The sequence below is a fragment of the Phytoactinopolyspora limicola genome (genome assembly GCF_011320225.1).
In the GTDB taxonomy this organism is placed as follows: domain Bacteria; phylum Actinomycetota; class Actinomycetes; order Jiangellales; family Jiangellaceae; genus Phytoactinopolyspora; species Phytoactinopolyspora limicola.
Window position 1 is genome coordinate 133416 of sequence record NZ_JAAOEN010000005.1, and the last position, 22670, is coordinate 156085.

Here is a 22670-nt window from a genome sequence, read left to right on the forward strand (position 1 = left end):
CTCATCACTTTGGCTCACTTATGTGCCAAAGTGTTGCCGTATCCTACCGGGCTGTGACCGTTGTCACCAGTCAGCGCTTGGAGCGGGTCAGGTGGCTGATCCGGTCTGGCTCGAAGAGTGCGTCCTGGGCGATGAGAGAGGCGCCGATGACGCCGGCTTTGCCGCCAAGGCGCGCGGGTTCAACCACCAGGCCGGTGCGGGCGAAGTCCGGCACGCCGCCGAGGATGGCTGCGCGAACCTCGGACAGGAACGGCCGGTCCGCCTCGGCCAGGTTGCCGCCCACCACGACGGCCTCGGGGTTGAGCATGGCGACGATGCCGACGATGGCGTCGCCAATGGTCCGGCCGGCTGTGGCGAGCAGGTGGAGCGCGTCGGTATTCCCGCTGGCCGCGAGAGACACTATGTCGGCGCTGGTACGGATCCGATGTCCCTTGGCGACGAGAGCGCGGCGGATCATCGCCCCACTGGCCTCGGCTTCCAGAGTCCGTGGTTCGCCCGCGGTGCGTAGTGGATGGCTGAGATCGCCCGCGCCGCCGCGGGAGCCACGGTAGATGCGCCCGTCGAGAACCAGTGCGCAGCTGACGCCAAGGCCGACTTTGAGGATGACGAGGTCGTGGTATTCGGGCCAGCCGAGCCGAGACTCCGCGACGGCCATGATGTTGACATCGCGATCCATCGCGCACACGACGGGGAAGTGGTGTTTAACCAGGTCGGGGAGGGCAAGGCCCTGCCATCGTTCGTCGGGCTGAGGTGCGGCGAGGCGACCGGTCAGGGCGTCGACCGGTCCAGGGACACCAACACCGACGCCGTGGATGTCGGCCCTACGGCGGCCGATCTTGGCGAGCATGTAGTCCACAACCTGGGGTGCCCATTCGAAGATCTCCGTTGGGCCGTCCTGGAAGCCGATGTCGGCTTCGTCTTCGATGAGGACGGTGGACGCGAGGTCGGTGAGGCCGAGTCTGGTGTGGGAGCGGCCGATATCGAAGCTGAGCAGCAGGCCCGCGTCTTTGTTGACGACGAACTCCTCCGGCGGGCGTCCGCCGCGGGAATCGAGCTGGCCGGCGCTGACGATGATCGACGCGTCGAGCAGTTCGTCGAGTCGGCGGGCGAGGGTGATGCGTGACCAGCCGAGGTGCTCGATGAGGTCGGTGCGGGTGCGAGCGCGACCGGTACGGATCAGGTCGAGCACGACGCCGGAGCCAGTCGCCAGGACACGCGCCATACCAAGATCCTCCGCTAGTGGCCGGGTGCTCCGCCGCCATGGTACGCGGTGCGCACACCCTAGGCGTTGACTTTTGTATATCTATATATAAAAGTGACGCACATGGGTACACGATTCCTGCCGGCGGTCGCGGATCCGGCGGAGGCCGAGGCGATCGCCGCGGCCATCGCGGTCCCGGCGCACGTCGTCCAGGCGAAGGGGCACGGACATGCGGGCACCGCGATGGCGCTCGCGCCGTTGGCTCACGTGCTCTTCCAGCGGGTACTCCGGCACAATCCAGCTGATCCGGAATGGGTGGCCCGTGATCGGATTGTCCTCTCCGCCGGGCACGCCAGCCTGCTCTTATACATGCAGCTCTATCTGACCGGCTATGGCCTCGAGCTGGGTGAGATCGCAGCCAGCCGGACTCTCGGCGCTCGCACGCCGGGGCATCCGGAGCTCTCCGTCACGCCGGGGGTTTCCATGTCCACCGGACCGTTGGGGCAGGGGGTGGCGTCGGCTGTCGGCATGGCGATGGCCGCGCGGCATGAAGCCGCCGTCTTCACGGCGGGCTCCGACCTTCTCGACCACACGATCTGGGCCCTGGCCGGTGATGGTTGTCTGCAGGAAGGTGTGTCGGGTGAGGCGTCGAGCCTGGCCGGCACGGTGGGTCTGGAAAACCTGGTGGTGATCTGGGATGACAACCGCGTCACCATCGACGGCGGCACCGAAGAATCCATGACCGAAGACGTGCGCGCCCGTTACCGGTCCTACGGGTGGCGGGTGCTAGACCTCGAGAATCTTCACGACCTCGACCACATCGAACGGGTGCTTCGCCAGGCCGCCGAGCCCACCGGCGCGCCGACTCTGGTGGCCGTGCGCAGTGTCATCGGGTGGCCCGCCGAATCGGTTGCCGGTACACCGGCGGCACATGCCGGAGGGATCGGTGCTGACGAACTAGCGGCGGTGAAGGTTCAGCTCGGATTCGACCCGGACACTGACCTCGACGGTCTGGTCACCGAACGTGCGTTGGCCTTCACCCGCCGGGCTCGAAGCCGAGGTGAGAGTGCGCAAGCTCGCTGGACCGACCACTATCGGAAGTGGGCCGATCACGATCCGGAGGCTGCCGCGGCATGGGCGATGTTCCGGCAGCCGTCCGTCGACACTCTCGTCCGGGCCGACCATGTGGACCCACCGCCACCGGGAACCCTCGTGGCCACGCGCAAGGCCAGCGGTGCGGTGATCAAGGCGCTGCACAACCAGCCGGTTCGGCAGCGCCGGCTTTGGGGCGGTTCGGCCGACCTAGCGGCCTCGACCAACGTCGCGGTAGACGGACAACGCTTCTCCGCCGCCGACCCAGCGGGTGAGTTCATCCGGTTCGGCATCCGCGAGCACGCGATGGCGGCGATCCTCAACGGCATCGCGTTACACGGGCCGTGGCGGCCCTACGGCTCCACGTACTTGGCCTTCAGCGACTACATGAGGCCGGCGGTTCGCCTCGCCGCTTTGATGGAGTTGCCGGTGGTCTACGTCTTCACCCATGACTCGGTGGCAGTGGGGGAGGACGGTCCTACGCATCAGCCGGTGGAACAGATCGCCGGGTTGCGCACGGTACCCGGGCTCGACGTAGTGCGGCCCGCCGACGCCGTCGAGGTGAAAGCCGCCTGGAGACGGATCCTTGCCCAACCGGATCGGCCCACGGCACTCGTCCTGTCACGGCAGGATGTGCCGGTACTGCCGCAGCGGAGCGACGTTGAAGACGGCGTGGCTCGGGGAGCCTACGTCGCCTGGTGTGAGGGTGATGGCCTCGACCTCGCGATCATCGCGACCGGTAGTGAGGTGCAGCTGGCGGTGGCGGCAGCTCAGCTACTGGCAGCGGAACAGGTAGCGGCACGGGTGGTATCGATGCCGTGTGTGGAATGGTTCCTCGACGCTGATCACGAGTATGTCGAATCGGTACTTCCGAAGGCGGTGACCGCGCGGGTCGCGGTTGAGGCCGGCCGGGGTGATGCCTGGTACCGCTGGACCGGAAGCGCGGGACAGGTGGTCAGTGTCGAGAGTTTCGGCGAGTCCGGTTCCGGTGCCGAGGTGATGCGGCGATGTGGTGTCCATCTGGACGCCGTGGTCGCCGCCGCCAGGGCCACGCTCAACGGTTGCTGATTACTCATCGTCATCGAGGCGGCCGGGCGGGTTGGCCCGGCTTTCCGCCGCGAGCCGCCGAGTGAGCAGATGGCGAGGGCCGGGCCCGATCTCTCCGAGCCGGTCGTCTCGGTTGCGTAGAAGGCAGCGATCGAGCGAGAGGCAGCCACACCCGATGCAGTCGGACAGGCGATCACGTAGCCGGGTCATCTGGTCGATGCGGAGGTCCAGCTCGTCGCGCCACTGTGCGGACAGCTCCGCCCAGTCGTCGCGGGTGGGTGTGCGGCCTTCCGGCAGCGTATCGAGGGCCTCGGCCACCATCCGCAGCGGGATGCCAACACGCTGCGCGACCCGGATGAACGATACGCGGCGCAGCGTGTCGCGCTGATAACGCCGCTGATTGCCGCTGGTGCGGCGGCTATGAATGAGCCCCTTGCGTTCGTAGAAGTGGAGGGCGGTGATGGCGACGCCGGAACGGGCAGCTAACTGTCCGACGGTGAGTTCCTTGGCGTCGAATGGGGGATTGTCCATTCGACCACGGTAGCCTTGACCTCTACTATAGTCGAGGTTCAATACTCCTTGGCATGACTCATCCGGAACCTGCCGTGGCCGCCCAGCGAACGATCCGGCGACCATGGATCGGGCTCGCCGTCCTCGCGTTGCCCGCCTTTCTCGCCTCCCTCGAGCTGACCGTCGTCAACCTCGCGTTGCCCTCGATCGGACGGGACCTCGCGGCTAGCAGCACCCAGCTGCTGTGGATCGTCGATGTCTATGCTTTCCTGCTTGCTGGATCGCTGATCGCGATGGGCGCCCTAGGAGACCGCATCGGCCGCCGCCGGATCCTGCTGTTCGGTGTGATCGGGTACGGCATCACCTCGGCGCTGGCGGCATATTCGACCAGTCCCGACATGCTCATCGCCGCCCGCGCTCTGATGGGTTTGGCCGGTGCCACCCTGATGCCCTCCATCCTGGCCTTGGTGTCCGTCCTATTTCCGGTCGCGCGGCAGCGGGCCACCGCCATTGGTGTGGTGGTGGCCAGCGTCTCCGGCGGTACCGCATTGGGCCCGCTCATCGGTGGGTGGCTGCTGGACCGGTTCTGGTGGGGATCGGCGTTTCTACTGGCCGTGCCGGTGATGGTCGTCCTGCTCGTGCTCATCCCCCTGTTGCTGCCTGAGTCCCGGGATCGTGGCACGAAGCGGATCGACGTCGTCAGCGCCGCGTTGTCGGTGGCGGCGGTGCTCCCCGTGGTCTACGGGTTGAAGCAGCTCGCCGCCGACGGCGTGGAGCTGGACGCCGTGCTGGCCATCGTCGTCGGCATCGCGGCTGGTGTGGCCTTTATCCGCCGGCAACGGACCATGCCCGATCCTTTCGTCGATCTGAGCTTGTTCGGCAACCGAGCCTTCGCCGTGGCCGCCGGCACTCTCGCGGTGGGCATTTTCGTCTTGTGGGGTTCCAACTACGCGATCGCCGTATATCTGCAGCTGGTCCAGGGGTTGTCTCCGCTGGACGCCGGCCTGTGGACCGCGCCACCGGCGGCCGGTGTCATCCTCGGATCGACGGTGGCGCCCCGGATCGCCCGCCGGGTGTCGCCGACGCTGATCATCGCGGTCGGGCTTGTTGTCTCGGCGATCGGATACGGCGTACTCACCCAGGTGAGTGACGGCCCCGGCGGGCTGGCGGTGGTGGTGACCGGTGCCATCATCGTCGCTGCTGGTTTGGGTCCGATGATGGCTCTGGCAACGGACATGGTGATAGGTGCCGCACCGCCGGACCGAGCAGGCGCCGCAGCTGCGATCTCGGCTACCGCGCCCCAACTCGGCGGCGCTCTCGGCATCGCCGTCATCGGCAGCACCATCACCGCGGTGTACCGGTCCAGGATGGCCGATCTGATGCCGGCGGACACCACTCCGGATGTGGTGGAGGCCGTCCGGGACAGTCTCAGCTCGGCGTTGACGGCTACTGCTCACCTTCCGGAGCCACTGGCTTCAACGTTGGTATCCACCGCGCGGCAGGCGTTCTCCGCTGGCTTCCAGGTTGCGGCCGGCATCAGTGCCATCGTGATGATCGGCATGAGCGCCCTGCTGCTGTTCATAAGAGGCCGCCGTCGCACGCACGGGATCGATAACGACGTGGCGGCTGAACAATCGGGTCGTGGCAGCTGATCAATCGAGGAAGAGTTCCACTACCGGAACCGCGGCGGCTCGTCGCCCTATTCCGCTGTCCCTTTGGGACGCCCTCGCCGCCGAGGGCTTCGTCCCACCGGCACTCGTCGAAGGTGGCTGATCGCCACCCGTGACCCGGGCGTGTCCGGGGCAGTCAGTCGAGGCAGAACTCGTTGCCTTCGGGATCGGTGAGCACGATAAAACCGGCGCTCATCGGGAGATCGGGCTCATGGCGACGCACGCGCTTCGCACCGAGTGCGACGAGACGGTCGCATTCGGCCTCGAGCGCCGCCATGCGCTCGTCCCCCTGGAGTCCGGGAGCCGCGCGTACGTCGAGGTGGACACGGTTCTTGGCAGACTTTCCCTCTGGGACCTGTTGGAAGAACAGCCGAGGTCCCTTCTCTTCTGGGTCGACGAGGGCAGAGGCCGAATTGCGCTGCTCCACCGGCACGTCGTTCTGTTCGAGGAAGTCGTCCCACGCAGCCAGCGGGTCGGCGCCGTCGGGCAGCTCTACGCCCGGTGGAGCCGGGTGGACGTAGCCCAAGACGTCCCGCCAGAAGATCGACAACGTCTTTGGGTCATTGGCGTCGAAGGTGACCTGAAAGTGGCGGCTCATCGGGGCGCTCCAATCAAAGGCGGGCTTGTTCATTAGCCACTCTGGCGCCTAAAGCGGACGGATTCGGTCCGCTAATGTTAGGTGATGGGCCATGCGGTCAGCGGTTCCGACCGTGGTACGACGGAGCGGGTACTCACCCTGCTCGGCTTGCTACAGCAGCGTCGTGCCTGGACCGGCCACGAACTCGCCGATCGTCTCGGGGTCACGCCGCGCACCGTTCGCCGAGATGTCGATCGGCTCCGGATGCTCGGCTATCCGGTCCATGCCAGCCACGGTGTAGGCGGCGGCTATCAGCTCGGCCCAGGGCAGGACCTTCCGCCGCTTCTTCTCGACGACGACGAGGTGATCGCCACCGCGATTTCTTTACTTGCCGGCGCGGGTGGGGCGGTCATCGGGGCCGGCGACGCGGCACTTCGGGCGCTGACCAAACTCGACCAGGTGCTGCCGGTGCGGCTACGGCCCAAGATACGTGCGCTGTCCGGGGCAGTGGAGACGTTCGGTTCGGCCTGGGCGCCGGTCGATTCCGACGTGCTGATGACGCTGGCCAGAGCTCGTCATGACGAGGTCGAGGTCGGCTTCGGTTACCCGTCGTCGGCGGCGTCGGAACAGAGGCGAGTTGAGCCTTACCGGCTCGTTGCGCTGGGCCGGCGTTGGTACCTGTTCGCCTACGATCTCGACCGCGCCGACTGGCGAAGCTTCCGGGTCGACCGGATGACCGACGTGACCGCACGTACCTGGCGTTTCAAGCCCCGACCGGCACCCGACGCGGCAGCCTATGTACAGGAGAGTGTGGCGAACCGGGTCTATCAGCACCAGGCACGTTTCCTCGTGCATGCTCCGGCCGAGACGGTGCGCGCCCAGATTCCGCCCGCGGCGGCCGTGGTCGAACCGCGAGGGAGCGGGAGCTGCGAGGTGCGCTCGGGTGCCGACAACCTCGACTTCGTGCTCATGCACGTGGTGCTGCTCGGGCACGGGTTCGAGGTGCTCGACCCCGCTGAACTCGGGCAACGGTGTCGGGTGCTGGCGGCGCGGCTGGTGTCAGCAGCCGGGGATCAGGTGGTGGAGAGGGCCGAATAGCCGACGTCTGCCAACCCGGCGTCTGCCGCCCACCCCGTTGTGCACCTGATCTCCGTTTTGTCACCTGATCGTTCTTGTGGGGGCGATCAGATGCATGGTGGTGGCGACTGCCAGTGTCGGCGTGCGGTAGTACGCATCTGATCGCCCCCACAATGCGGACGCCCCGGCGATCAGATGCACGACAACCGCTTTCAGGACCGTGTCGTGCATCTGATCGGTAGCCGGTCTGACGGAGAAAGCTGTCAGAGACCTGGCGAGGGCATGCACGTCATCGCCGTCGTTGCATGAAGCGGTCGACGCTAAGTCTGATGATCAGATGCATCAACCAACCGACAAGCCCCGTCCATGCATCTGATCGCCACGCGTCCACACTCTAAGACGAGATCAGATGCATCACGCCGCGCCGTCACGCGCCGTTCGTACACCTGATCGTCCCTGAGAAAAAGATCAGGTGACAAAACGGAGATCAGGTGCACAACGTGGGGTGGGTGGGACGTTGGTCAGGGGTGCGTGGTGTCGGTAATACCAGCGACGGTGGAGTCGCTGGTCAGGTGGTGGACAGGGCCGGCATCGATCCGGCGACCTTCCGCTTTTCAGGCGTAGGCAAAAGGCCTGGTCAAACAGGCTCCAACGACGACGCGTGCAGCGAGCGTGCAACATGGGGACGCCTCTATTCTCGTTCGTCCCGTGCAAGCGACCGGACATCACTGGAGCGTGCCGCCAGGTCGCTGAGCGCCTTCGCTACCTCGGCGTCCCGCCCATCGAGTGCGTGAAGGTAGCGATTCGCCGCAGCGGAGGACGAGTGTCCGAGCCGCTTCTTCAGGTCTGCGAGAGTCGCACCGGCCGCAGCGGCTAGGCTTTGACCCGTGTGGCGCAGATCGTGAAAGGCGATGTCGACGCCGACCTTCTTGCGTACACGGACGAAGGCTTGATAGACGGCGTTGCCCCGCATGCGCGCACCGTCCCGGCCGATAAAGAAGTACTCCGTTCCGGCCCATTCCTTCGCGTGCTCGATCAGAAACACCAGCACGTGAGGAGGCACGGAGATCTCGCGTTTGCCTGCCTCGGTCTTGGGTTCTTTGTCGAAGGCGGCGGAGGATTCGAGTAGTTCAACGCGGTTCGTTCGCACCCACACAGTGCCCTTGTCAAGGTTGACGTCCGCGCAGCGCAAGCTACATACCTCACCACGTCGAAGACCACACCACGCGGCGAGGACGACGGCCGCCCGATAGCGGGGCGTGATGCCCCTGATCAGGTCGGCTACCTGTTCCGGGGTCGCAATATTGCGCTCCTTTGCTTTAGTTCCGCCTGCGCCCGGGATCTGGCAGGGGTTACGTGCGATCGCGTCATCTCGGACGGCAGCGTTCATGACTGCGCGCAGGAATCGGTAGGACTGCGCAATGGACGTACGACCACCCGTACCCCTGAGAGCTTTGGCATACCAGGAACGCACAACCGGTGGAGTGATTGCGATCAATGGGAGATCAAGCAGCGAATCCATGTGTAGACGCACGTTCCGCCGACACGTTTCGGCCCATCGAGGGCCAACGTCGGGATTGTCATTTAGATATGCTTCGGCGTACTCGCCGAGCGTCTGTCGCCCGAGCTGTTCATCTAGCCACTGACCACGGCTGATGTCCGCCTCCACACGCGCCAGCCAGCGGTCAGCATCGGTCTTCGTGCGAAACGTGTCCGGTGCATACTGTCGTCGGCCGTTCGGGCCGATGAATGAGGCCTGGTAGCGCCCCGATGGCAGCCTGCGCACCATGCCGAACCGACGCCGCGCCATCAGACGACCACCCGGCCAGCACGCCACTTGACCTCGACAGGTTCGACCGTGACGGCGGCAATGTACTCGGCGAGGGCCGATGATGGAATCCGCACGTGGTGACCGAGCTTGACGAACCGGATGCGACGTTCAGCGATCAAGCGGCGAGGGAAGCGCGCCGACGTTCCCAGCAGTTCGGCGGCCTCGTCCACGGTGAGTAGGCGTTCCAAGGTCATCACATCTTTCATGACTATGCCGCCGAGGCGGCACCCGAGATGGTTGCCGAAAGATCCGGGCCGCAGGGTCCGGCGCGTTGTTTGGCGTGTTCGTATTGGGTGCGCCAGCGTTGTCGGGTGCGGATGGCAGCGGCGATGAGCCGCAGGTAGGACGGGGCATCGGTGTCGCCGGGTTTGACCGGGGCCCAGACGTAGCGGGGTGTGCCGTCTGGCCTGGTGGCGGTTGCCGAAAACTGGTCGTGGTCGTCCATGTCGATGCCGGCGTCTTCGAGGACGGTGCGGACGATGGCGGCGCGGTCGGCCTTGTGTTCGGTCAACGTCTTACCAGTCCATTTACGCGACACCAGGACACGACGCCCACCGAGGCCGAGATGGTCCCGGTCGTGGGCCTTAGACCGGCACAGCCCTGGTACCAGGCCGGGGCGGGTGTTTTTGGGCTGGACACCGAATCGGAGCCAGTTCGCACACGTCGGCGCACACGGCAGCCAACGAACCTCGTCGGCGATCCGATCGATATGCGCCTGCCGAGCCGCCGAGACCTCGCCATCGTCGTTGAGGTCGTCGGCGAGGACCTTAGTCAGGTATTTGGTGAGGTAACCCACGCGCCGGTCAGCCGCAGGAGTCCTGGCGAGGATGCCTTGCATGTCGATCTGGGTACCGAAGCGGACCACGTGCGCCGGTTCGGCGTCGGGGTCGGCGTCGAGCTGGTCGAGGGCCTCATCCCACGTCGGGAGTGCCTGCCCGGTGCCGGGGTCGCAGTATCCGCCCGTGTCCTCGTCCCACACCGGCAGGTGGTCGCCGTCGTAGACCGGTTCGTCGTGTCGGGGCCACCAGAGCTGGCGGTAGGTGGCCGCGACGACTTGCCGGATGAGGGCACGCGGGAACGTCCCCCGAACAGCGGCATGCAGGTGGGGTGCGAGGCGGCGTTGTGGTTCGACGGTAGCGAAGTACTGCACTTTGTACCCCGTCGCCCGACGAAGGTTCTGCCAGAACCGGTCAATGAGTTTCGGGAAGTGCAACGCATCCAACGCCGCCCGGCGGTAGTCATACGTCGCAGGGTCCACCGGCACCCCGTCACGGGTCACCCGCCCGTACGAGCCCATGGTGAGGGTGAGGAACATCGACGGGCGGTAGGTCTTCCCGTCCGGTGTGTCGAAGACCCGGCCGAGGGTGGTGTGCTGTCGTGGTGGGCGGGGTAGGTCGTCGGCGTCGTCGCGGCGGCGGGTGGAGCGGACCCGACGCACCCCTCCATCCCGGTCTGTCCTGTCGCCACCATCCTCGTCGTCGTTCTGGCCGTCGTCGTCTTCGTCTGGGTTGGTGGTGGGTTCTTGGGTGAGGTGCCACCCTTCGCGGCATTGCTGCATCCGTAGCCGGCGTGCCTTGTCGGCGCAGGACGGGCAGACGGTTTCGCGGGTGGCCCCGCACGGGATCAGCACGGTGCGGGTGTCGCCGGTTTCGGTGTCGGTCAACCGCGACAGGATCGGGCGCACACACACCCGCTCCGCGACCGCGAGCCCGCGTACGGTGTCATCATCCAGGCGAGGCAGAGTCACGGGGTCACACTCCGAGGCGGGTCACAGCGGCGGGTCCGGTGAGGCCGAGTTCGCTGGCGAGAGCGTCGATCAGTGCCCAGGCTGGGTCGTCGTGGTGTAGGCCGTTATCGGCGGTGCGGGTCGCGACGATCTCGGCGAGGGTCATGGCCGTGGTGGCGGTGTCGCGGTCCAGCAGCCGACCAGGCAGCCACGACACTTCCCACACGTCGCGGCCCACCGGCAGCCGCCACGCGCCGTGTTTCGTCGTGTCGCTGATCATCCGGTCGTGATCGATGTGGATGCTCATCACGCCGCCTCTGCCTCGGTCGAGATGGCCCGCACCACCGGGCCACTTGATGCCCTCGTGGTGGACCGGTGGGGTGCGAACCGGTGGCACAGGGTGGTGATGTCCTCGTCTGCGAGGTAGGCCGCGCGGACTCGGACGGGTTCGGCGCGCCCATCGACGGCGACGTAGCCGACACCTGGGGAGTGTTCGGGTATGCGTTCGCAGTGGGCGCCGCGGTGGTGGGTGCCATCCCCAAGGACCATGTCCACCTGATCGGCCTCGGTCATCCTGAGTGCGATGCGGGTGGGGAAGAGGTCGCGCATGTTCACGATCTCTTTACGTGGGTCTTGCACCGCTGCGAGCACGCACAGCCCGGCAGCGCGGCCCTGGGACAGCACCACCGACAGCGCCGACGCGAGACGTTTCGTCAACGCCCGGTCCGGCATGTACGCGGTGAGGAACGCCAACTCGTCGATGATGAGCACCACGAACGGATCAGCCGTGGTCGGGGTATGTTGCCGGGTGTTGCCGCGCATGGCATCGGCGCGGGTCCGGATCAGCTCGGCAGCCTGTTCCACGAGCTGCACCATGGGTTCGGGTTCGTGGGCGAAACGAGCGAACATGCCCGCGCCGGGGGCCAGTTCGATGCCGCCTTTCGGATCAACCGCCCACACCTGCACCCACCCGTCCCGCACCGCCGGGGCCAGCGCGCAGATGGTGGACCAGATCACCGACCCCTTCCCCGAATTCGTCGCACCAGCCACGAGAACATGCGTGCCGGGTAGGGCGAGTTGCCACGGGGTACCGGTGTCGGTGGTACCGAGAGTGAGCGCATCGAGCGCGACCGGATCATCCGGTTCCAGCGGCGGGACCGGTTCGTGCAGCGCGTCGGCGTGGACGAACCGCAACCACACCACGCCGGGTTTCTCCTGCTCGACCCGGCACGACAACGCACCGAAGGTGGCCGCGAGCGCGTCAGCACTGGCGGCGAAATCGCCGCTGGTCTGTCCGGGGAGCAGTTTCACCCGGACATGATCAACATGGGGATCACGGCGCACGGTGATCACGTGCGGGGCGTACTGTTTCGCGCCCCACCCTTTGGCCAGGCCACACATGTGCATGGCCGACGACCAGCCCCGGCCGTAGGTGCGCCAGCGTCGCCACCGGCCACGCGCCGGGTGCACCACGAACCGTTCAAAGCTGTCCGGAGCACGCCAGTACCAGGCCACCAGCCCCGCGATCACCGCCAGGGACACGATGGTGAACGCGACACCGTGAAACAGCAGCAGCCACCCGCCGAGCACGATCACTGGGGTCGCGACAGGGTGCCGCCACAGCAGCACGAACGGTACCGCGGCCAGCATGAACACGATCTTGACCACCGAGACCAGCAGCGGGTCGTCATCACCGGGACGGCGTGGGGTGTAGTACTCATCCCCGTGCGCCGGGTCATTCGCGTAGTGGGCACCCATCACAGACCACCGCCCTTGCGGCCAGTAGCGGCGCGGGCAGGCGCCGAACGGTTGGAACGTCGGCCGGCTCGGGCCGGGCGCGCTGATGGTTCGGCGCAGTCAGCGCACGATTCGCCGGGCTCGGGCACGGTCAGGGCGTGGCAGCCGGCACAGGGAAACAACAGCCCCGGCCTTGTGTCGCCGTTGCTGACACCGAAGGTGAACAGCGGCTCGGTCCGGGCATGGTCGTGGGTAGGGTTGGACATGCCGATTCCCTCCAAGCTGGGGGTATTGGAAGGCGCGGGGATCAAAGGTTGGTAGCCGGTCTGATCCCCGCGCCGGTCTCTGTGTGTCAGGCCGCATCCCGCGCAGCCGCATCCTTCGCCGCTGGCTTGTTTCCGGGTTTACGCATCCCCGACGCCCGGAACGAGTACGCCTGCCGTGCACGTGGGCCGTTGGTGTCCACATACGGCACCACCGCCAGCCCCTCAAACTCCACCGGGCGAAACGGTGTCCCGTTCAAGATCTCCGGCGGCACCGGCTGAACCTCAGCCGCGATCTTCACCGTCAACTCACGCTGCCCCTTACGCGCCTCCGGGTCGGCATCCATCACCGGCACCTGCCACACCGGCAAACCGCTGACCTTGTCCCGCTTCTGCACCCGGTTGTCCCTCGTCGACTGATCGAAGTCGGCTTCGGGTGTGACCTCACCGATCACAAACGCACCATGCGGAAACACCGCACCAAACTCCACCGGGATAGCTCCCTGCAACGCCATGACGTGTGCCTCCTCGGCTCCGTGTATGTGTCTTGGCATCTCCAAACACATGACCAGCATGCCTAGGCAACTTAGATAAGTCAAGAGCTTTGGGCAGATGCTGGCAGCGCTGAGGGTTAACGGTGCAGTCAGGAGCATGGGTAGCTAGCTCTTCTAGGCAGCCTGTACCGTGTGGGCATGAGCCTCGACCCCGATGATTCGCGACCGCCCTATGTGCAGGTCGCTAATGCGCTACGTGCCGCGATCTTGACCAAGAAGTTCAGTCCGGGCGACAAGTTGCCCTCGGGTAAGGAGCTGGCCAAGCAGTACGGCGTAGCGCGGATGACCGTTCAACAAGCCCTGCGCCTGCTCAGGGAAGAGAATCTCATCGTCTCCCGTCACGGCAGCGGCGTATTTGTGCGCCAGCGCACCGAGAAGCCGGTGGGCCTGCGGCCCTATGTCGAGCAGGCCTTTGAACGCGATCACGTGGCCATTGACTTCGCGGGCTTATCCGGTGAGACGCTGCAAGGCGCGATACAGGAGCCACTTGACAAGATCCGGGCCGGTCGTATTACGCCGCAGACTGTGACTATCCGGGTCCTGGTGCCGGACACGTCCACGCCATGGGCGTTGCCTGTGCGCGTGGACGATCAGCACGACGAGCCCGCCTATCGTCGCCGAATCGACACGCTGTTCAGCCGCCATGTTGGCGCGATGGCCGACGCTATAGGCGAATTGGACGAACTCGGGCTCATCAGTGAGGCATCGGTACAGGTCCGAACGCACGCTTTGACGCCGCTGTTCAAGCTGTACCTACTCAACGATGAGGAGATGTTCTTCGGGTTCTACCCCATCTACGCCCGCACCATTGAAACCGACGCTGGGGCTGTTGAGATGTACGACCTCGGCGGCAAGGACGCCGTACTTTTCCACCAATCCGCCACCGATGACCCAAACGCGCCGGATACACAGCACGTCGCGCAGGCCCGTGAGTGGTTCGACAGCATCTGGAACACCATGTCCCGAGAGCGTGCCCTGTGAAGTCCACCGACACATCGCTGCACGCCCTGCTTTCCGAGTCCCGCTGTGTGCTGCTCGACTTCGACGGCCCCGTCTGTTCGGTCTTCGCCACCGTCGACACTGCCAAGCTCGCCGACGAGCTACGCCGTCTCCTGCCTGCCGCCCCGCCGCCTGAGATCGAGGCCAGCACTGACCCTATGGCTGTGCTCTACCATGCTCAAACCCTCGATCACGCTACTGCTCGCAAGATCGAAGTGGCCCTCACCACCGCTGAGCACACCGCTATCCATACCGCCACGCACACGCCCGGAGCGATCGAGACCATCTATGCTGCCGTACGCACCGGCCGACGAGTCGGCATCGTCAGTAACAACGCTGAGAACGCCATCCACGCCTACCTAGGTGCCCACCAACTCGCTCCGCATATCGACATCGTGGCTGCCCGCACACCCGAAAACGCCGCCAGACTCAAACCCCAGCCAGATTTACTACTTGCGGCGCTCGATCAACTAGACGCAGAGCCTTCTAGTACCGTGTTCGTCGGCGACTCACCATCCGACATCATCGCTGCCCACGCGGCAGGCATTGTGCCCATTGGTTACGCGAACAAGCCCGGCAAATGCGAGCGCCTCAGCAGCCAGGACCCTGCCAGTGTCATCGTCTCTATGGGCGACCTCGCCGTTGGGTTGAGGTAGGGTCACGCGACCTGATCCTGGAAAGCAATAACCCCGGGGACATGCCGAAGCAGAGGCCCACCGGGGTGTTCAAGAACGAGTATACGCAAAGGTGGCGATCGTGGCCAACGAAACCAACGAGGTCAACCTCGGCGAGCTGGTGCCGTTGTTATCGTCTGAACGACTCAGACCGTACCGTGATTCCACCCACGACCTGCCGGGCGCGATCAAGCTCTACGAGTGGAACACATCCGTTTCCGGCGCGATGTACGAAGTGTTGGCGGGGCTCGAGGTGATACTCCGCAACGCCCTCGTCGCCCAGCTCGAGAACTGGCACGGCCAACGACCAGGATCATGGTACCGGGACCCGCGACGTGTCCTCGCGCCTGAACGGCACATCCAGATCGTCCAAGCGAGAGAGCGAGTCAGGCAGCTCGGACGCGACGAGACCCCCGGCCGCGTCGTCGCGGAGCTATCTTTCGGGTTCTGGCGATACCTGCTTACCAAACGGTACGAATCCAGCCTGTGGACCCACCATCTACGGCATGCCTTCCCACATCTTCAACCTCAGTCGCGCGCCCGCGTAGAAAAGCGCATCCGCCACCTGAACCGTCTACGCAATCGGGTGGCCCACCACGAGCCTATCCACAACCGCGACCTGAACCGCGACCACCAAGACATCATCACGCTAATCGGCTGGATCAGCACAGATGCCGGGCGCTGGGTCGCCGCTCAAAGTCGCGTTCCCGCACTTCTCCGAGCCCGCCAGTTGCCGAGTTGACCTCTATGAGATCAAGGGGACCACGCGGCTCGCGTGCGCTCGCCGCTGGCCCCTCCGGCTTGGGCTCGCTCCGGGCGTGCGGCCTGGCGGCCGGTCCCTTCGCTGAGCCCCGCGCCTTCGGGCCTGCCCGACCAACCGCACGCGAGCAACCTCTACGCCCCCCAAACCGGCCACGGACGATGCCGACCGCTGGCCCACCCTGGTCGGCACAGGTGTGGTTCACCGTTCCCCTCGTCGCGACCATTCTTCGGCCTACGCTGCGCACGTCAAGGGCGCTCGCACGCTCGCGTCACTTCGTGATGATCTGCGATCACCCTTGACCCGCTTCGCTTCGGCCTACGGATGGCAGCTATGAGGGGAACGGCTCAGACTGGCAACAGCTCTATCAACCGCCGCCGCTCGACCGTGAGATGGCGGTGACGTAGCTGCCTTTCGCTGCAAGCGTCGCGACCATTCCCCGGTCTCGTAAGGCTCGGGTGGCGCGCCGGATGGTGCCGACGGACACGCCGTATTCGACGGCGAGGTCACGCTCACCCGGCAGCCGACAGCGGTGCGGTAGTTCACCAGCGCGGATGCGGGCTTCGATGTGATCGGCCACCTGCCGATACAGATACCCCGGTACATCGTCGGGTTTGAACGGCTCTACCCTGCTTCGTTGCTCCCTGGTCATGGCTGGTCACCGCCATCCTGTGACAGCGCGACCTCAAGGCGCATGATCTGGCGGTCGAGAACGGCCAGCGCGTTGTGTACGTCGGTTGCTGCCTCGCCGATGCGTTCGACGGCGGCGCGAAGCTGGTCCTCCGTCATCGTGTGTCACCGCCACCGGCCGCGCTTGTGATGAGCTGGTGCACACGCTGGTGGGAGATGCCGAGGATGGTGCCGATGTCCCGCAGCGACAATCCGTAGTCGACCAGGCGATGAGCAGCGGCCCGGTACTCAGCGGCCGCACGGCGAGTGCAGGTGGCCGAAGCGTGACGTAGCCGGAATGCCCGCCTCAGATGCTCCTGCACCGGGTGGGGCAGGACCGGATGAACATGCACGGAGATCCGGGCGGGATCGACATCGAGCGCCGAGGCCAGCGCGTGCCGGGCCAGTCGTGCGGCTCGGGCGAGCAGCCGGGCATGAACGTCAACGCGAGGGCGCTCAGTGCGGTGGACGAGCCAGCGATTCCCGTCTCGGATCGCTGTGCAGGTGTAGACGTGATCACCGTCACCGGAGATCGTGACAGTGTGTAGGTTGGGTTCCACGGCTGAACCTCCTGTGTAGGTTCGGTCCAGGCCCCGTCGCGGAGGTTCCAGCTCCCGGCGGGGCCGCTTTGAAGATCACATGTCCGGAACTCGGACTCAAAAGGGCGGCCGATTCGTTAGGCCTTCAGGAGTTCGAGGAATCAAGGTGCCACGGCGCCGCGTTCGGATGGGCGCGCGCAGCTCACCCTTCTAGGCCACATCTCACGGTGGTCCGCGTGCATCCTGCGTGCAATAACGGCAGGTGAATGGCGGGCACTGGGGGTAAACGACAGCTGGCCAGCGACAGTATTGCCGCTGGCCAGACGGTGGACAGGGCCGGCATCGATCCGGCGACCTTCCGCTTTTCAGGCGGACGCTCTACCAACTGAGCTACCTGTCCTGGTGAAGCGTGAAGATTCTAACGTACCTGGCGGCGCGGATCGAAATCAGTCACCGATGTTCACATTTATACGGTAGGGGGGTAAGGTGTAGGGAGGTGAACATGAAGGGGCGAGTGCCATGGTCGGATACATCAGTGACTCCAACGAGCTGTTGGCTCGGTTGCGGCGGGTTGAAGGGCAGATCCGCGGCCTGCAGCGCATGGTGGAGTCCGAGGCGTACTGCATCGACATCCTGACTCAGGTGTCGGCGGCCAAGAAGGCCCTCGATGCGGTGGCGCTCGGCCTGCTCACCGACCACATGCAGCACTGCATGGTGGAGGCGGCCAACCAAGGCGGCGAGGAGCTCGACGCCAAGGTCAAAGAGGCCGCTGACGCGATCGGGCGCCTGGTCCGTTCCTGACCCGGCGTCTGCCGGCGGGCTCGTGTGGGCCGCGTCGGCGCTCCTCACGTTGATGATGAAAGGTACTGCGTTGAATACTGCCACCTTCATTGTGCAGGGTATGACCTGCGGCCACTGTGTCTCCTCGGTTGCCGAAGAGGTGAGCGAGGTGGCCGGTGTCTCCGACGTCGACGTCGATCTCGCGACCGGCCGGCTCACCGTCACCAGCGATGAGCCGGTTGAGCGCGCCGCGATCGATGCCGCGGTCAGCGAGGCTGGTTACCAGCTGGCTCACTGACGCGGCCCTCCTGGCACTGGTGTCGTTCATCGTCGTACTCGGCGGCGGCCTACGTGTTGGCCCCGTCGGGGGTCCAGCTCAGCACCGGATCGAGTGAACGGAGAAGGGAACTCGACGGTGTGATGCGCATAGCCGAGTTCCGCAGTGCAACGGCGGGAGGCGACGACAACTGCCCGAGCCGACCGATCCGGTGTGCCCGCTGAGCGATCATCTGAGTGCGGGCGCGGCGTGCGCGGTCGTACGCTGCGAGTTGGTTGGTGCGCAGGGCGGCGGGCAGGGCGACGGCGTCTTCGATGGCTTGGCAGGCGCCCTGGCCCAGGTTGGGGGTCATCGCGTGTGCGGCATCGCCGACGAGAATAACTCGGTCCATGACGTATGTGCTCAGGCGCGGTAGCTCGTAGATGTCGTGGTTGAGTACCGCGGACTCGTCAGTGGCGTCCAGCAGTGCCGGGATGGGGTCGTGCCATGACCCGAACCGCCGCCGTAGCTCTGCCAGGCTGCTGCCGGCGGTTCCTTCGGCGGTGTTGGCGGTGGCGAAGCAGTACACCCGACCGTCGGGCAGTTGGGCATAACCGAAGCGCTGTCCGCGGCCCCACGTCTCGCCTTCCTCGGTGACGGCTATCGGCTTGGTGACCATTCGCCATGCGGTGTAGCCGACGTAGTGCGGTGCTGGCGCGTCCGGCCAGATCGACCGGCGCACGGCGCTGTGGATCCCATCGGCGCCGATCACCACGTCGGCCTTGGATGTGCCGTTGGAGTGTTCGACGAGGCCGTTACGGGTGACTCGGTGGACGCTCACACCCGGGCGGAGTGAGTCCGCTGGAGCGGCGTCGCGCAGGACGCTCAGAAGGTCGGCGCGGTGGATCATCGCTAGTCGGCCGTAGCGTCGTTCCAGCTCAGCGGTGTCGGTTCGGGAGAGCCATCTGCCCGATGGGTGCCGGATCCCGGCCTGTACCCCACGGAGTGCGCGTTGTTCGATGTCATGTTTCACCCCAAGAGCGTCGAGGGCCCGTAGTGCGTTCGGCCACAACGACAGCCCGGCTCCGACCTCGGTGAACTGAGCGGCCCGCTCGAGGACCTCGACGGTCCACCCGTCCTGCGATAGGGCTATCGCGGTGGCCAGGCCACCGATCCCGCCGCCCACGACGATCGCTTTCATGGTTGCTCCTTATTCGCCCTCTACTGATGTAGAGGACTCTACAGAAGTAGAGTCAGCTTGGGTAGTGTTACCGACGTCGAAGAAAGGGGTGACGTATGTCTCGTCGGACCGACATCGCCGACGTCGCCATCACCACACTCGCCCGTGAAGGCATGCGCGGCCTGACTCATCGAGCCGTCGACCGGGCCGCGGGCCTCCCCGAAGGCTCCACGTCGTATTACTTCCGCACCAGGGAAGCCATGCTGGAAGCCATGGTCGAGCGGCTGGTCGAGGTCGATCAATCACAACGGCCACCTAGCCCGGGAGGAGACCTCGACTCGTTGGCCGCGGTGACCGCGGAAATCGTGCATCAGTGGCTGACCGTCGACCGGAGCCGCCAGCTCGCCCGGTACGAGCTGACCCTGGAGGCGTCCCGCCGTCCTCAGGTGCGTGAACGCCTCGTCGCGGCCGGTGCCCAGGTGCGGGCGATCGTGGCCGATCAGCTCATCGCTGCCGGCGTAGACGACGCCGAAGACAAAGCGTACGACTTCAGTGCGTACCTGGACGGGCTTCTGTTCGACGAGATCGCCGGGGCAGGGCGGCGCGGATTGACGGTGGACCAACTACGCGTGAAGATCCGGACGATGCTGCACGCGGTGACCAGCTAGCTGGGCTCGAACCGCGGTGCCACCCACCGGGTAGCTACCGCGATCCGCGGCGCCGGCTCAGGACCTACCCGAGCCGGAATGCCGCTCGGCCCGGGCGTTCAACCGTTCCAGGTAGGCGTTGTAGGCCTGCCGTTCCGCCTCCGCCTTCGACTCTTTGCGGTCGAACCGGCGAGCCTCCCGTTCGTCGGACCGGAACCACTGCACGAAAATGACCGCGATGATCACGACGGCCGGGATCTCGCCGAAACCCCACGTGATCTGCCCCGCGAGGATCTGATCATCCAGTGGATCCGGCAGCCAGGCGATCTCCGTGGCCAACTGCCGGTAGTACGAGCCGGCGATCAGCCGGGCGGACTCCATCATGGCCAGCCCGAATAGTGCGTGGAACACCATCGCCAGCAGCTGCAGGACGATCCGGGCCGGAAACGGCGGGCGCTTGGGCAACGGGTCGATGCCGATCAGCATCTCGTAGAAGATGTAGCCCACGGCGAGGAAATGCAGGCTCATCAGCATGTGCCCGGTGTGATTGCGCATCGCGCTCTCGAACAGGCCGGTGAAGTACATCATGAACGAACCTGAGACGAACAACGCCAAGGCCACGAGTGGATGGGTCAGCACCCGGGCCACCCGGCTCTGCACCGCCGCCACGATCAGTTCCCGGAGGCCGGTCTCCCCCCGCCGCGCCGGAGCGATAGCCCGCAGCGCGAGGGTGACGGGGCCACCGAGAACCAAGAGCACCGGGCTGACCATCATCAGTGTCATATGCTGCGCCATGTGCACCGACAGCATCGTCATGCTGTAGGTCATCACCCCGGACAGTTCGACGAATGCCACCGAACCCACTCCGAGCAGCCAGGCCACCACCCTGCCGATGGGCCAGGTATCGCCCCGACGCCGCAACCTGAGCACACCACCCAGGTACAGCAGCACCGCGGCCAGGCAGCCGATGGCGAACAAGGCGTCCGGATAGAACTCGGTGAACAACCGGGAGAACGTGAATTCCGGTGGGACCGGGAAGCCGATCAGGTCGCGCACCGGCGTCAGGTCGGGCACCACATCCGGCACGGGCGGCTCGGTGCGGCTCAGCGCCACGCCGAGACCCAAGGCGGTACCCATGACGACGATCTCACCGGCGGCCAGCCGGCGAAACCGGCCCGGCCGGCCGGCCTCGAGCGCCCGCAGCGTACGCCGCCGGTGGGCCTGGCCCAAGCACCCCAGTGCCACCAGCGCGGCCACCTTGCCCAGCAGCAACAGCCCATATTCGGTGGTGAACAACTCGGCCAGCGAACTCATCCGCACCCAGGCGTTGAGCACGCCGCTGGCGGCGACCAGGAAGAAGCAGCCCAGCGCTACCGCCGAGAACGTCCGGGCCACGCGCGGTAGCTCCCGGCCCCGTTGTCCCGCGTACCACGAGACCGCGGCCAATCCGCCCACCCAGAACGCCATCGCCACGACGTGGATCAAGATCGAAGTAGTGGCCGAGTGGTGGTAGTCGCCGCTCGACGAATGCCCAACCAGGGTCGGTGGAGCGATCGTGGCCGCGGCCAGACACAGCAGCGCGATCGCGCCGCCGTGCCCCAACGTCAACCGGGCAGCTGGAATGAGCGCCAGCGCCAGCACCACGACGGCCGCGTATGCCTGCCCCTGCGCCACACTCGCCGTATACGAGCGGAAACCCTCGCCGCCGAGCGCCTCGGGGAGTGGCTGGCCGATCAGGTCGGACAGAGTCAACAGGTGCACGGCCGCGGCGGCCACTGCCCAGACGAGTGCGCTCCACGACGCTCCGCGCAGCGCGCGCAGCGCGTCGCCGCCCAGTTCGCCGCGGCGCACCGGCAGGATCACGGCCAGGCCGATCAACCCGATGGTCACCGCGGCGGCGCCGTTCATCATGGCCTTGGCGACCGGCAGCCCCCAGCGGGTGCCCTCCCCAGGATCGCCCAGTCCGGGAACGGCCAGGTTGGCACCACCACCACCGAAGGTCAGCGCCAGGACCAGGGTGAGCAGCGCGGCGGCGACAGCCGCGGCACCCCACCGCCGGGTGGACGGCGGGGTGGTGGGCAAGGTCGCGGTCATCGCGTTCCAGTCTCTCCCGCCGCCGGGGTGTCGTCGTCACCGGGGCGGTCCGGCCCGGCCGGTCGAGCACGTCGGCGCAGAGCCAGGACAACACCGGCGATGGCCACGATCGCGACGATCACCAAGGCGGCCACGAGTGCGCCAGGACCGCTGCCGGAGTCGTCGGCCGCTGGGGTGGTGTCGGCATCGGGCGTCTCCTCGGTCGCCTCTTCGGCGGGTGTCGCCTCGTTATCGTTCGTCGCGTCGTCGATGTCGTCGTCGCTCACGGCGGTGTCGTCGTCGCTCACGGCGGTGTCGTCGTCGCTCACGGCGGTGTCGTCTTCGGCGGTGTCGCCTCCGGCGGCGAGGGTGAAGGTGAACGTTCCACTCACGGGGTGGCCGTCGGCGGAGATGACCCGGTAGGAGACGGTGTAGTCGCCGTCAGGAAGGTCGCCGACGTCTTGGCGGACCGTGCTGAAATCCACCTCGGGTTCGCCGACCTGGTACGGGTTCTCGTCCGCGTCGATGACCGCCACCTGGGCGAACGTGTCTTGAACGTATTGGTCGAAGACGAGTTCGACGGTGTCGGGCTGGCTGGTCACCGTCGAGCCGTCGTCGGGGATGGTGTCGATGAGGACGTTGTGGGCGGTGGCCGGGGTCGCGGTGATCATGGTGGCGGCGGCCACGGCCAACCCGGTGACCAGCGCGGTCGCGCGGCGTCGGGTCCGGCTGCGGCAGGCAGCGGCAGAAATAGCAGTCATGGGAAGTCCCTGTTGTATGGGGTGTCGGCGACGGCCCGCAGCGCGGG

Annotated in this window: 26 protein-coding genes and 1 tRNA gene; 10 read left to right on the top strand and 17 right to left on the bottom strand. The window is 66.2% G+C overall.

The features are described 5' to 3' along the window. Nucleotides 1–70 precede the first annotated feature (70 nt). Entirely contained in the window at nucleotides 71–1222 is a 1152-nt protein-coding gene (locus tag G8760_RS14640) for an ROK family protein (RefSeq protein ID WP_166352380.1), read from the bottom strand. Nucleotides 1223–1324: 102 nt separating this feature from the next. On the opposite strand from G8760_RS14640, the gene tkt reads away from it, so the two are divergent. Next, nucleotides 1325–3361 carry a transketolase gene (gene tkt / locus G8760_RS14645; protein WP_166352382.1) on the top strand — a complete coding sequence of 679 codons (2037 nt, stop codon included), beginning with the start codon at nucleotides 1325–1327 and terminating at the stop codon, nucleotides 3359–3361. Here tkt and soxR read toward each other — a convergent pair whose 3' ends face one another. Continuing rightward, the gene (soxR, locus tag G8760_RS14650; protein WP_166352384.1) at nucleotides 3362–3871 is read right to left on the bottom strand and encodes a redox-sensitive transcriptional activator SoxR; all 510 of its coding nucleotides are present in this window, start codon (nucleotides 3869–3871) and stop codon (nucleotides 3362–3364) included. Between the two features lie 53 nt (nucleotides 3872–3924). Here soxR and G8760_RS14655 point away from each other — a divergent pair, with 53 nt between their 5' ends. Beyond that, nucleotides 3925–5502, top strand: coding sequence for an MFS transporter (locus G8760_RS14655; protein ID WP_166352386.1), 1578 nt, complete (start codon nucleotides 3925–3927; stop codon nucleotides 5500–5502). Beyond that, complete coding sequence (locus G8760_RS30585; protein ID WP_281355153.1) at nucleotides 5492–5623, top strand: hypothetical protein; 132 nt, start codon at nucleotides 5492–5494, stop codon at nucleotides 5621–5623. The genes G8760_RS14655 and G8760_RS30585 overlap by 11 nt, the downstream gene beginning before the upstream one ends. A 33-nt stretch (nucleotides 5624–5656) precedes the next feature. Here the strand turns inward: G8760_RS30585 and G8760_RS14660 are convergent, their stop codons facing one another. Further along, nucleotides 5657–6118 (bottom strand): VOC family protein, encoded by a 462-nt coding sequence (locus tag G8760_RS14660; RefSeq protein WP_166352388.1) that lies wholly within the window; start codon nucleotides 6116–6118, stop codon nucleotides 5657–5659. Between the two features lie 84 nt (nucleotides 6119–6202). Between G8760_RS14660 and G8760_RS14665 the strand changes: the two genes are divergently transcribed. Continuing rightward, the gene (locus tag G8760_RS14665; RefSeq protein WP_166352390.1) at nucleotides 6203–7195 is read left to right on the top strand and encodes a helix-turn-helix transcriptional regulator; all 993 of its coding nucleotides are present in this window, start codon (nucleotides 6203–6205) and stop codon (nucleotides 7193–7195) included. 670 nt (nucleotides 7196–7865) lie between these two features. Here G8760_RS14665 and G8760_RS14670 read toward each other — a convergent pair. The 7 genes from G8760_RS14670 to G8760_RS14700 form a co-directional block, all read right to left on the bottom strand. Continuing rightward, on the bottom strand, nucleotides 7866–8984 hold the full coding sequence (locus tag G8760_RS14670) for a site-specific integrase (RefSeq protein ID WP_166352392.1): 1119 nt from the start codon (nucleotides 8982–8984) through the stop codon (nucleotides 7866–7868). Next, nucleotides 8984–9199 carry an excisionase family DNA-binding protein gene (locus G8760_RS14675; protein WP_211198980.1) on the bottom strand — a complete coding sequence of 72 codons (216 nt, stop codon included), beginning with the start codon at nucleotides 9197–9199 and terminating at the stop codon, nucleotides 8984–8986. The genes G8760_RS14670 and G8760_RS14675 overlap by 1 nt, the downstream gene beginning before the upstream one ends. Nucleotides 9200–9213: 14 nt before the next feature. Beyond that, nucleotides 9214–10752, bottom strand: a complete 1539-nt coding sequence (locus G8760_RS14680; protein ID WP_207782366.1) for a replication initiator — start codon at nucleotides 10750–10752, stop codon at nucleotides 9214–9216. A gap of 4 nt (nucleotides 10753–10756) precedes the next feature. Next, complete coding sequence (locus G8760_RS14685; protein ID WP_166352394.1) at nucleotides 10757–11038, bottom strand: hypothetical protein; 282 nt, start codon at nucleotides 11036–11038, stop codon at nucleotides 10757–10759. Then, nucleotides 11038–12489 carry an FtsK/SpoIIIE domain-containing protein gene (locus G8760_RS14690; RefSeq protein ID WP_166352396.1) on the bottom strand — a complete coding sequence of 484 codons (1452 nt, stop codon included), beginning with the start codon at nucleotides 12487–12489 and terminating at the stop codon, nucleotides 11038–11040. The genes G8760_RS14685 and G8760_RS14690 overlap by 1 nt, the downstream gene beginning before the upstream one ends. Continuing rightward, entirely contained in the window at nucleotides 12489–12734 is a 246-nt protein-coding gene (locus tag G8760_RS14695; protein ID WP_166352398.1) for a hypothetical protein, read from the bottom strand. The genes G8760_RS14690 and G8760_RS14695 overlap by 1 nt, the downstream gene beginning before the upstream one ends. A gap of 86 nt (nucleotides 12735–12820) precedes the next feature. Then, a complete protein-coding gene (locus G8760_RS14700) occupies nucleotides 12821–13246 on the bottom strand; it encodes a plasmid replication, integration and excision activator (RefSeq protein WP_166352400.1) in 426 nt (141 codons plus the stop codon). Nucleotides 13247–13423: 177 nt separating this feature from the next. Here G8760_RS14700 and G8760_RS14705 point away from each other — a divergent pair, with 177 nt between their 5' ends. The 3 genes from G8760_RS14705 to G8760_RS14715 all read left to right on the top strand — a co-directional run bounded on the left by G8760_RS14705 (nucleotide 13424) and on the right by G8760_RS14715 (nucleotide 15700). Further along, nucleotides 13424–14266, top strand: coding sequence for a GntR family transcriptional regulator (locus G8760_RS14705; protein ID WP_207782367.1), 843 nt, complete (start codon nucleotides 13424–13426; stop codon nucleotides 14264–14266). Then, nucleotides 14263–14940, top strand: coding sequence for an HAD family hydrolase (locus G8760_RS14710; protein WP_207782368.1), 678 nt, complete (start codon nucleotides 14263–14265; stop codon nucleotides 14938–14940). The genes G8760_RS14705 and G8760_RS14710 overlap by 4 nt, the downstream gene beginning before the upstream one ends. A 100-nt stretch (nucleotides 14941–15040) precedes the next feature. Beyond that, nucleotides 15041–15700 (top strand): Abi family protein, encoded by a 660-nt coding sequence (locus G8760_RS14715; protein WP_166352402.1) that lies wholly within the window; start codon nucleotides 15041–15043, stop codon nucleotides 15698–15700. 385 nt (nucleotides 15701–16085) lie between these two features. Here the strand turns inward: G8760_RS14715 and G8760_RS14720 are convergent, their stop codons facing one another. The 4 genes from G8760_RS14720 to G8760_RS14735 form a co-directional block, all read right to left on the bottom strand. Continuing rightward, nucleotides 16086–16370: a winged helix-turn-helix domain-containing protein gene (locus G8760_RS14720; RefSeq protein WP_166352404.1), complete on the bottom strand. Its 285-nt coding sequence runs from the start codon at nucleotides 16368–16370 to the stop codon at nucleotides 16086–16088. Continuing rightward, nucleotides 16367–16507: a hypothetical protein gene (locus tag G8760_RS14725; protein WP_166352406.1), complete on the bottom strand. Its 141-nt coding sequence runs from the start codon at nucleotides 16505–16507 to the stop codon at nucleotides 16367–16369. The genes G8760_RS14720 and G8760_RS14725 overlap by 4 nt, the downstream gene beginning before the upstream one ends. Beyond that, nucleotides 16504–16947, bottom strand: coding sequence for a hypothetical protein (locus G8760_RS14730; RefSeq protein WP_166352408.1), 444 nt, complete (start codon nucleotides 16945–16947; stop codon nucleotides 16504–16506). Before G8760_RS14730 ends, G8760_RS14725 begins: the two co-directional genes overlap by 4 nt. Nucleotides 16948–17253: 306 nt before the next feature. Next, nucleotides 17254–17326, bottom strand: a tRNA-Phe gene (locus G8760_RS14735). 119 nt (nucleotides 17327–17445) lie between these two features. Here G8760_RS14735 and G8760_RS14740 point away from each other — a divergent pair. After that, entirely contained in the window at nucleotides 17446–17727 is a 282-nt protein-coding gene (locus tag G8760_RS14740; RefSeq protein WP_166352410.1) for a metal-sensitive transcriptional regulator, read from the top strand. A gap of 70 nt (nucleotides 17728–17797) precedes the next feature. Continuing rightward, nucleotides 17798–18004 carry a heavy-metal-associated domain-containing protein gene (locus G8760_RS14745; protein ID WP_166352412.1) on the top strand — a complete coding sequence of 69 codons (207 nt, stop codon included), beginning with the start codon at nucleotides 17798–17800 and terminating at the stop codon, nucleotides 18002–18004. Between the two features lie 49 nt (nucleotides 18005–18053). On the opposite strand, the gene G8760_RS14750 is transcribed toward G8760_RS14745, so the two are convergent. Further along, a complete protein-coding gene (locus tag G8760_RS14750) occupies nucleotides 18054–19163 on the bottom strand; it encodes an FAD-dependent monooxygenase (protein ID WP_166352414.1) in 1110 nt (369 codons plus the stop codon). 95 nt (nucleotides 19164–19258) lie between these two features. Between G8760_RS14750 and G8760_RS14755 the strand changes: the two genes are divergently transcribed. Next, on the top strand, nucleotides 19259–19810 hold the full coding sequence (locus tag G8760_RS14755; protein ID WP_166352416.1) for a TetR/AcrR family transcriptional regulator: 552 nt from the start codon (nucleotides 19259–19261) through the stop codon (nucleotides 19808–19810). A gap of 57 nt (nucleotides 19811–19867) precedes the next feature. Here G8760_RS14755 and G8760_RS14760 read toward each other — a convergent pair whose 3' ends face one another. Next, the gene (locus tag G8760_RS14760) at nucleotides 19868–21883 is read right to left on the bottom strand and encodes a bifunctional copper resistance protein CopD/cytochrome c oxidase assembly protein (protein ID WP_166352418.1); all 2016 of its coding nucleotides are present in this window, start codon (nucleotides 21881–21883) and stop codon (nucleotides 19868–19870) included. Further along, complete coding sequence (locus tag G8760_RS14765; protein WP_166352420.1) at nucleotides 21880–22623, bottom strand: copper resistance CopC family protein; 744 nt, start codon at nucleotides 22621–22623, stop codon at nucleotides 21880–21882. Before G8760_RS14765 ends, G8760_RS14760 begins: the two co-directional genes overlap by 4 nt. Nucleotides 22624–22670: the final 47 nt, after the last annotated feature.

Coding starts and splice junctions, on each gene's coding strand:
- soxR (WP_166352384.1), bottom strand. CDS start 3,871: ATGGACAATCCCCCATTCGACGCCAAGGAACTCACCGTCGGACAGTTA.
- G8760_RS14755 (WP_166352416.1), top strand. CDS start 19,259: ATGTCTCGTCGGACCGACATCGCCGACGTCGCCATCACCACACTCGCC.
- G8760_RS14695 (WP_166352398.1), bottom strand. CDS start 12,734: ATGTCCAACCCTACCCACGACCATGCCCGGACCGAGCCGCTGTTCACC.
- G8760_RS14655 (WP_166352386.1), top strand. CDS start 3,925: ATGACTCATCCGGAACCTGCCGTGGCCGCCCAGCGAACGATCCGGCGA.
- G8760_RS14750 (WP_166352414.1), bottom strand. CDS start 19,163: ATGAAAGCGATCGTCGTGGGCGGCGGGATCGGTGGCCTGGCCACCGCG.
- G8760_RS14685 (WP_166352394.1), bottom strand. CDS start 11,038: ATGAGCATCCACATCGATCACGACCGGATGATCAGCGACACGACGAAA.
- tkt (WP_166352382.1), top strand. CDS start 1,325: ATGGGTACACGATTCCTGCCGGCGGTCGCGGATCCGGCGGAGGCCGAG.
- G8760_RS14740 (WP_166352410.1), top strand. CDS start 17,446: ATGGTCGGATACATCAGTGACTCCAACGAGCTGTTGGCTCGGTTGCGG.
- G8760_RS14640 (WP_166352380.1), bottom strand. CDS start 1,222: ATGGCGCGTGTCCTGGCGACTGGCTCCGGCGTCGTGCTCGACCTGATC.
- G8760_RS14765 (WP_166352420.1), bottom strand. CDS start 22,623: ATGACTGCTATTTCTGCCGCTGCCTGCCGCAGCCGGACCCGACGCCGC.
- G8760_RS14690 (WP_166352396.1), bottom strand. CDS start 12,489: ATGGGTGCCCACTACGCGAATGACCCGGCGCACGGGGATGAGTACTAC.
- G8760_RS14665 (WP_166352390.1), top strand. CDS start 6,203: ATGGGCCATGCGGTCAGCGGTTCCGACCGTGGTACGACGGAGCGGGTA.
- G8760_RS14720 (WP_166352404.1), bottom strand. CDS start 16,370: ATGACCAGGGAGCAACGAAGCAGGGTAGAGCCGTTCAAACCCGACGAT.
- G8760_RS14660 (WP_166352388.1), bottom strand. CDS start 6,118: ATGAGCCGCCACTTTCAGGTCACCTTCGACGCCAATGACCCAAAGACG.
- G8760_RS14700 (WP_166352400.1), bottom strand. CDS start 13,246: ATGGCGTTGCAGGGAGCTATCCCGGTGGAGTTTGGTGCGGTGTTTCCG.
- G8760_RS14725 (WP_166352406.1), bottom strand. CDS start 16,507: ATGACGGAGGACCAGCTTCGCGCCGCCGTCGAACGCATCGGCGAGGCA.
- G8760_RS14760 (WP_166352418.1), bottom strand. CDS start 21,883: ATGACCGCGACCTTGCCCACCACCCCGCCGTCCACCCGGCGGTGGGGT.
- G8760_RS14670 (WP_166352392.1), bottom strand. CDS start 8,984: ATGGCGCGGCGTCGGTTCGGCATGGTGCGCAGGCTGCCATCGGGGCGC.
- G8760_RS14705 (WP_207782367.1), top strand. CDS start 13,424: ATGAGCCTCGACCCCGATGATTCGCGACCGCCCTATGTGCAGGTCGCT.
- G8760_RS14675 (WP_211198980.1), bottom strand. CDS start 9,199: ATGACCTTGGAACGCCTACTCACCGTGGACGAGGCCGCCGAACTGCTG.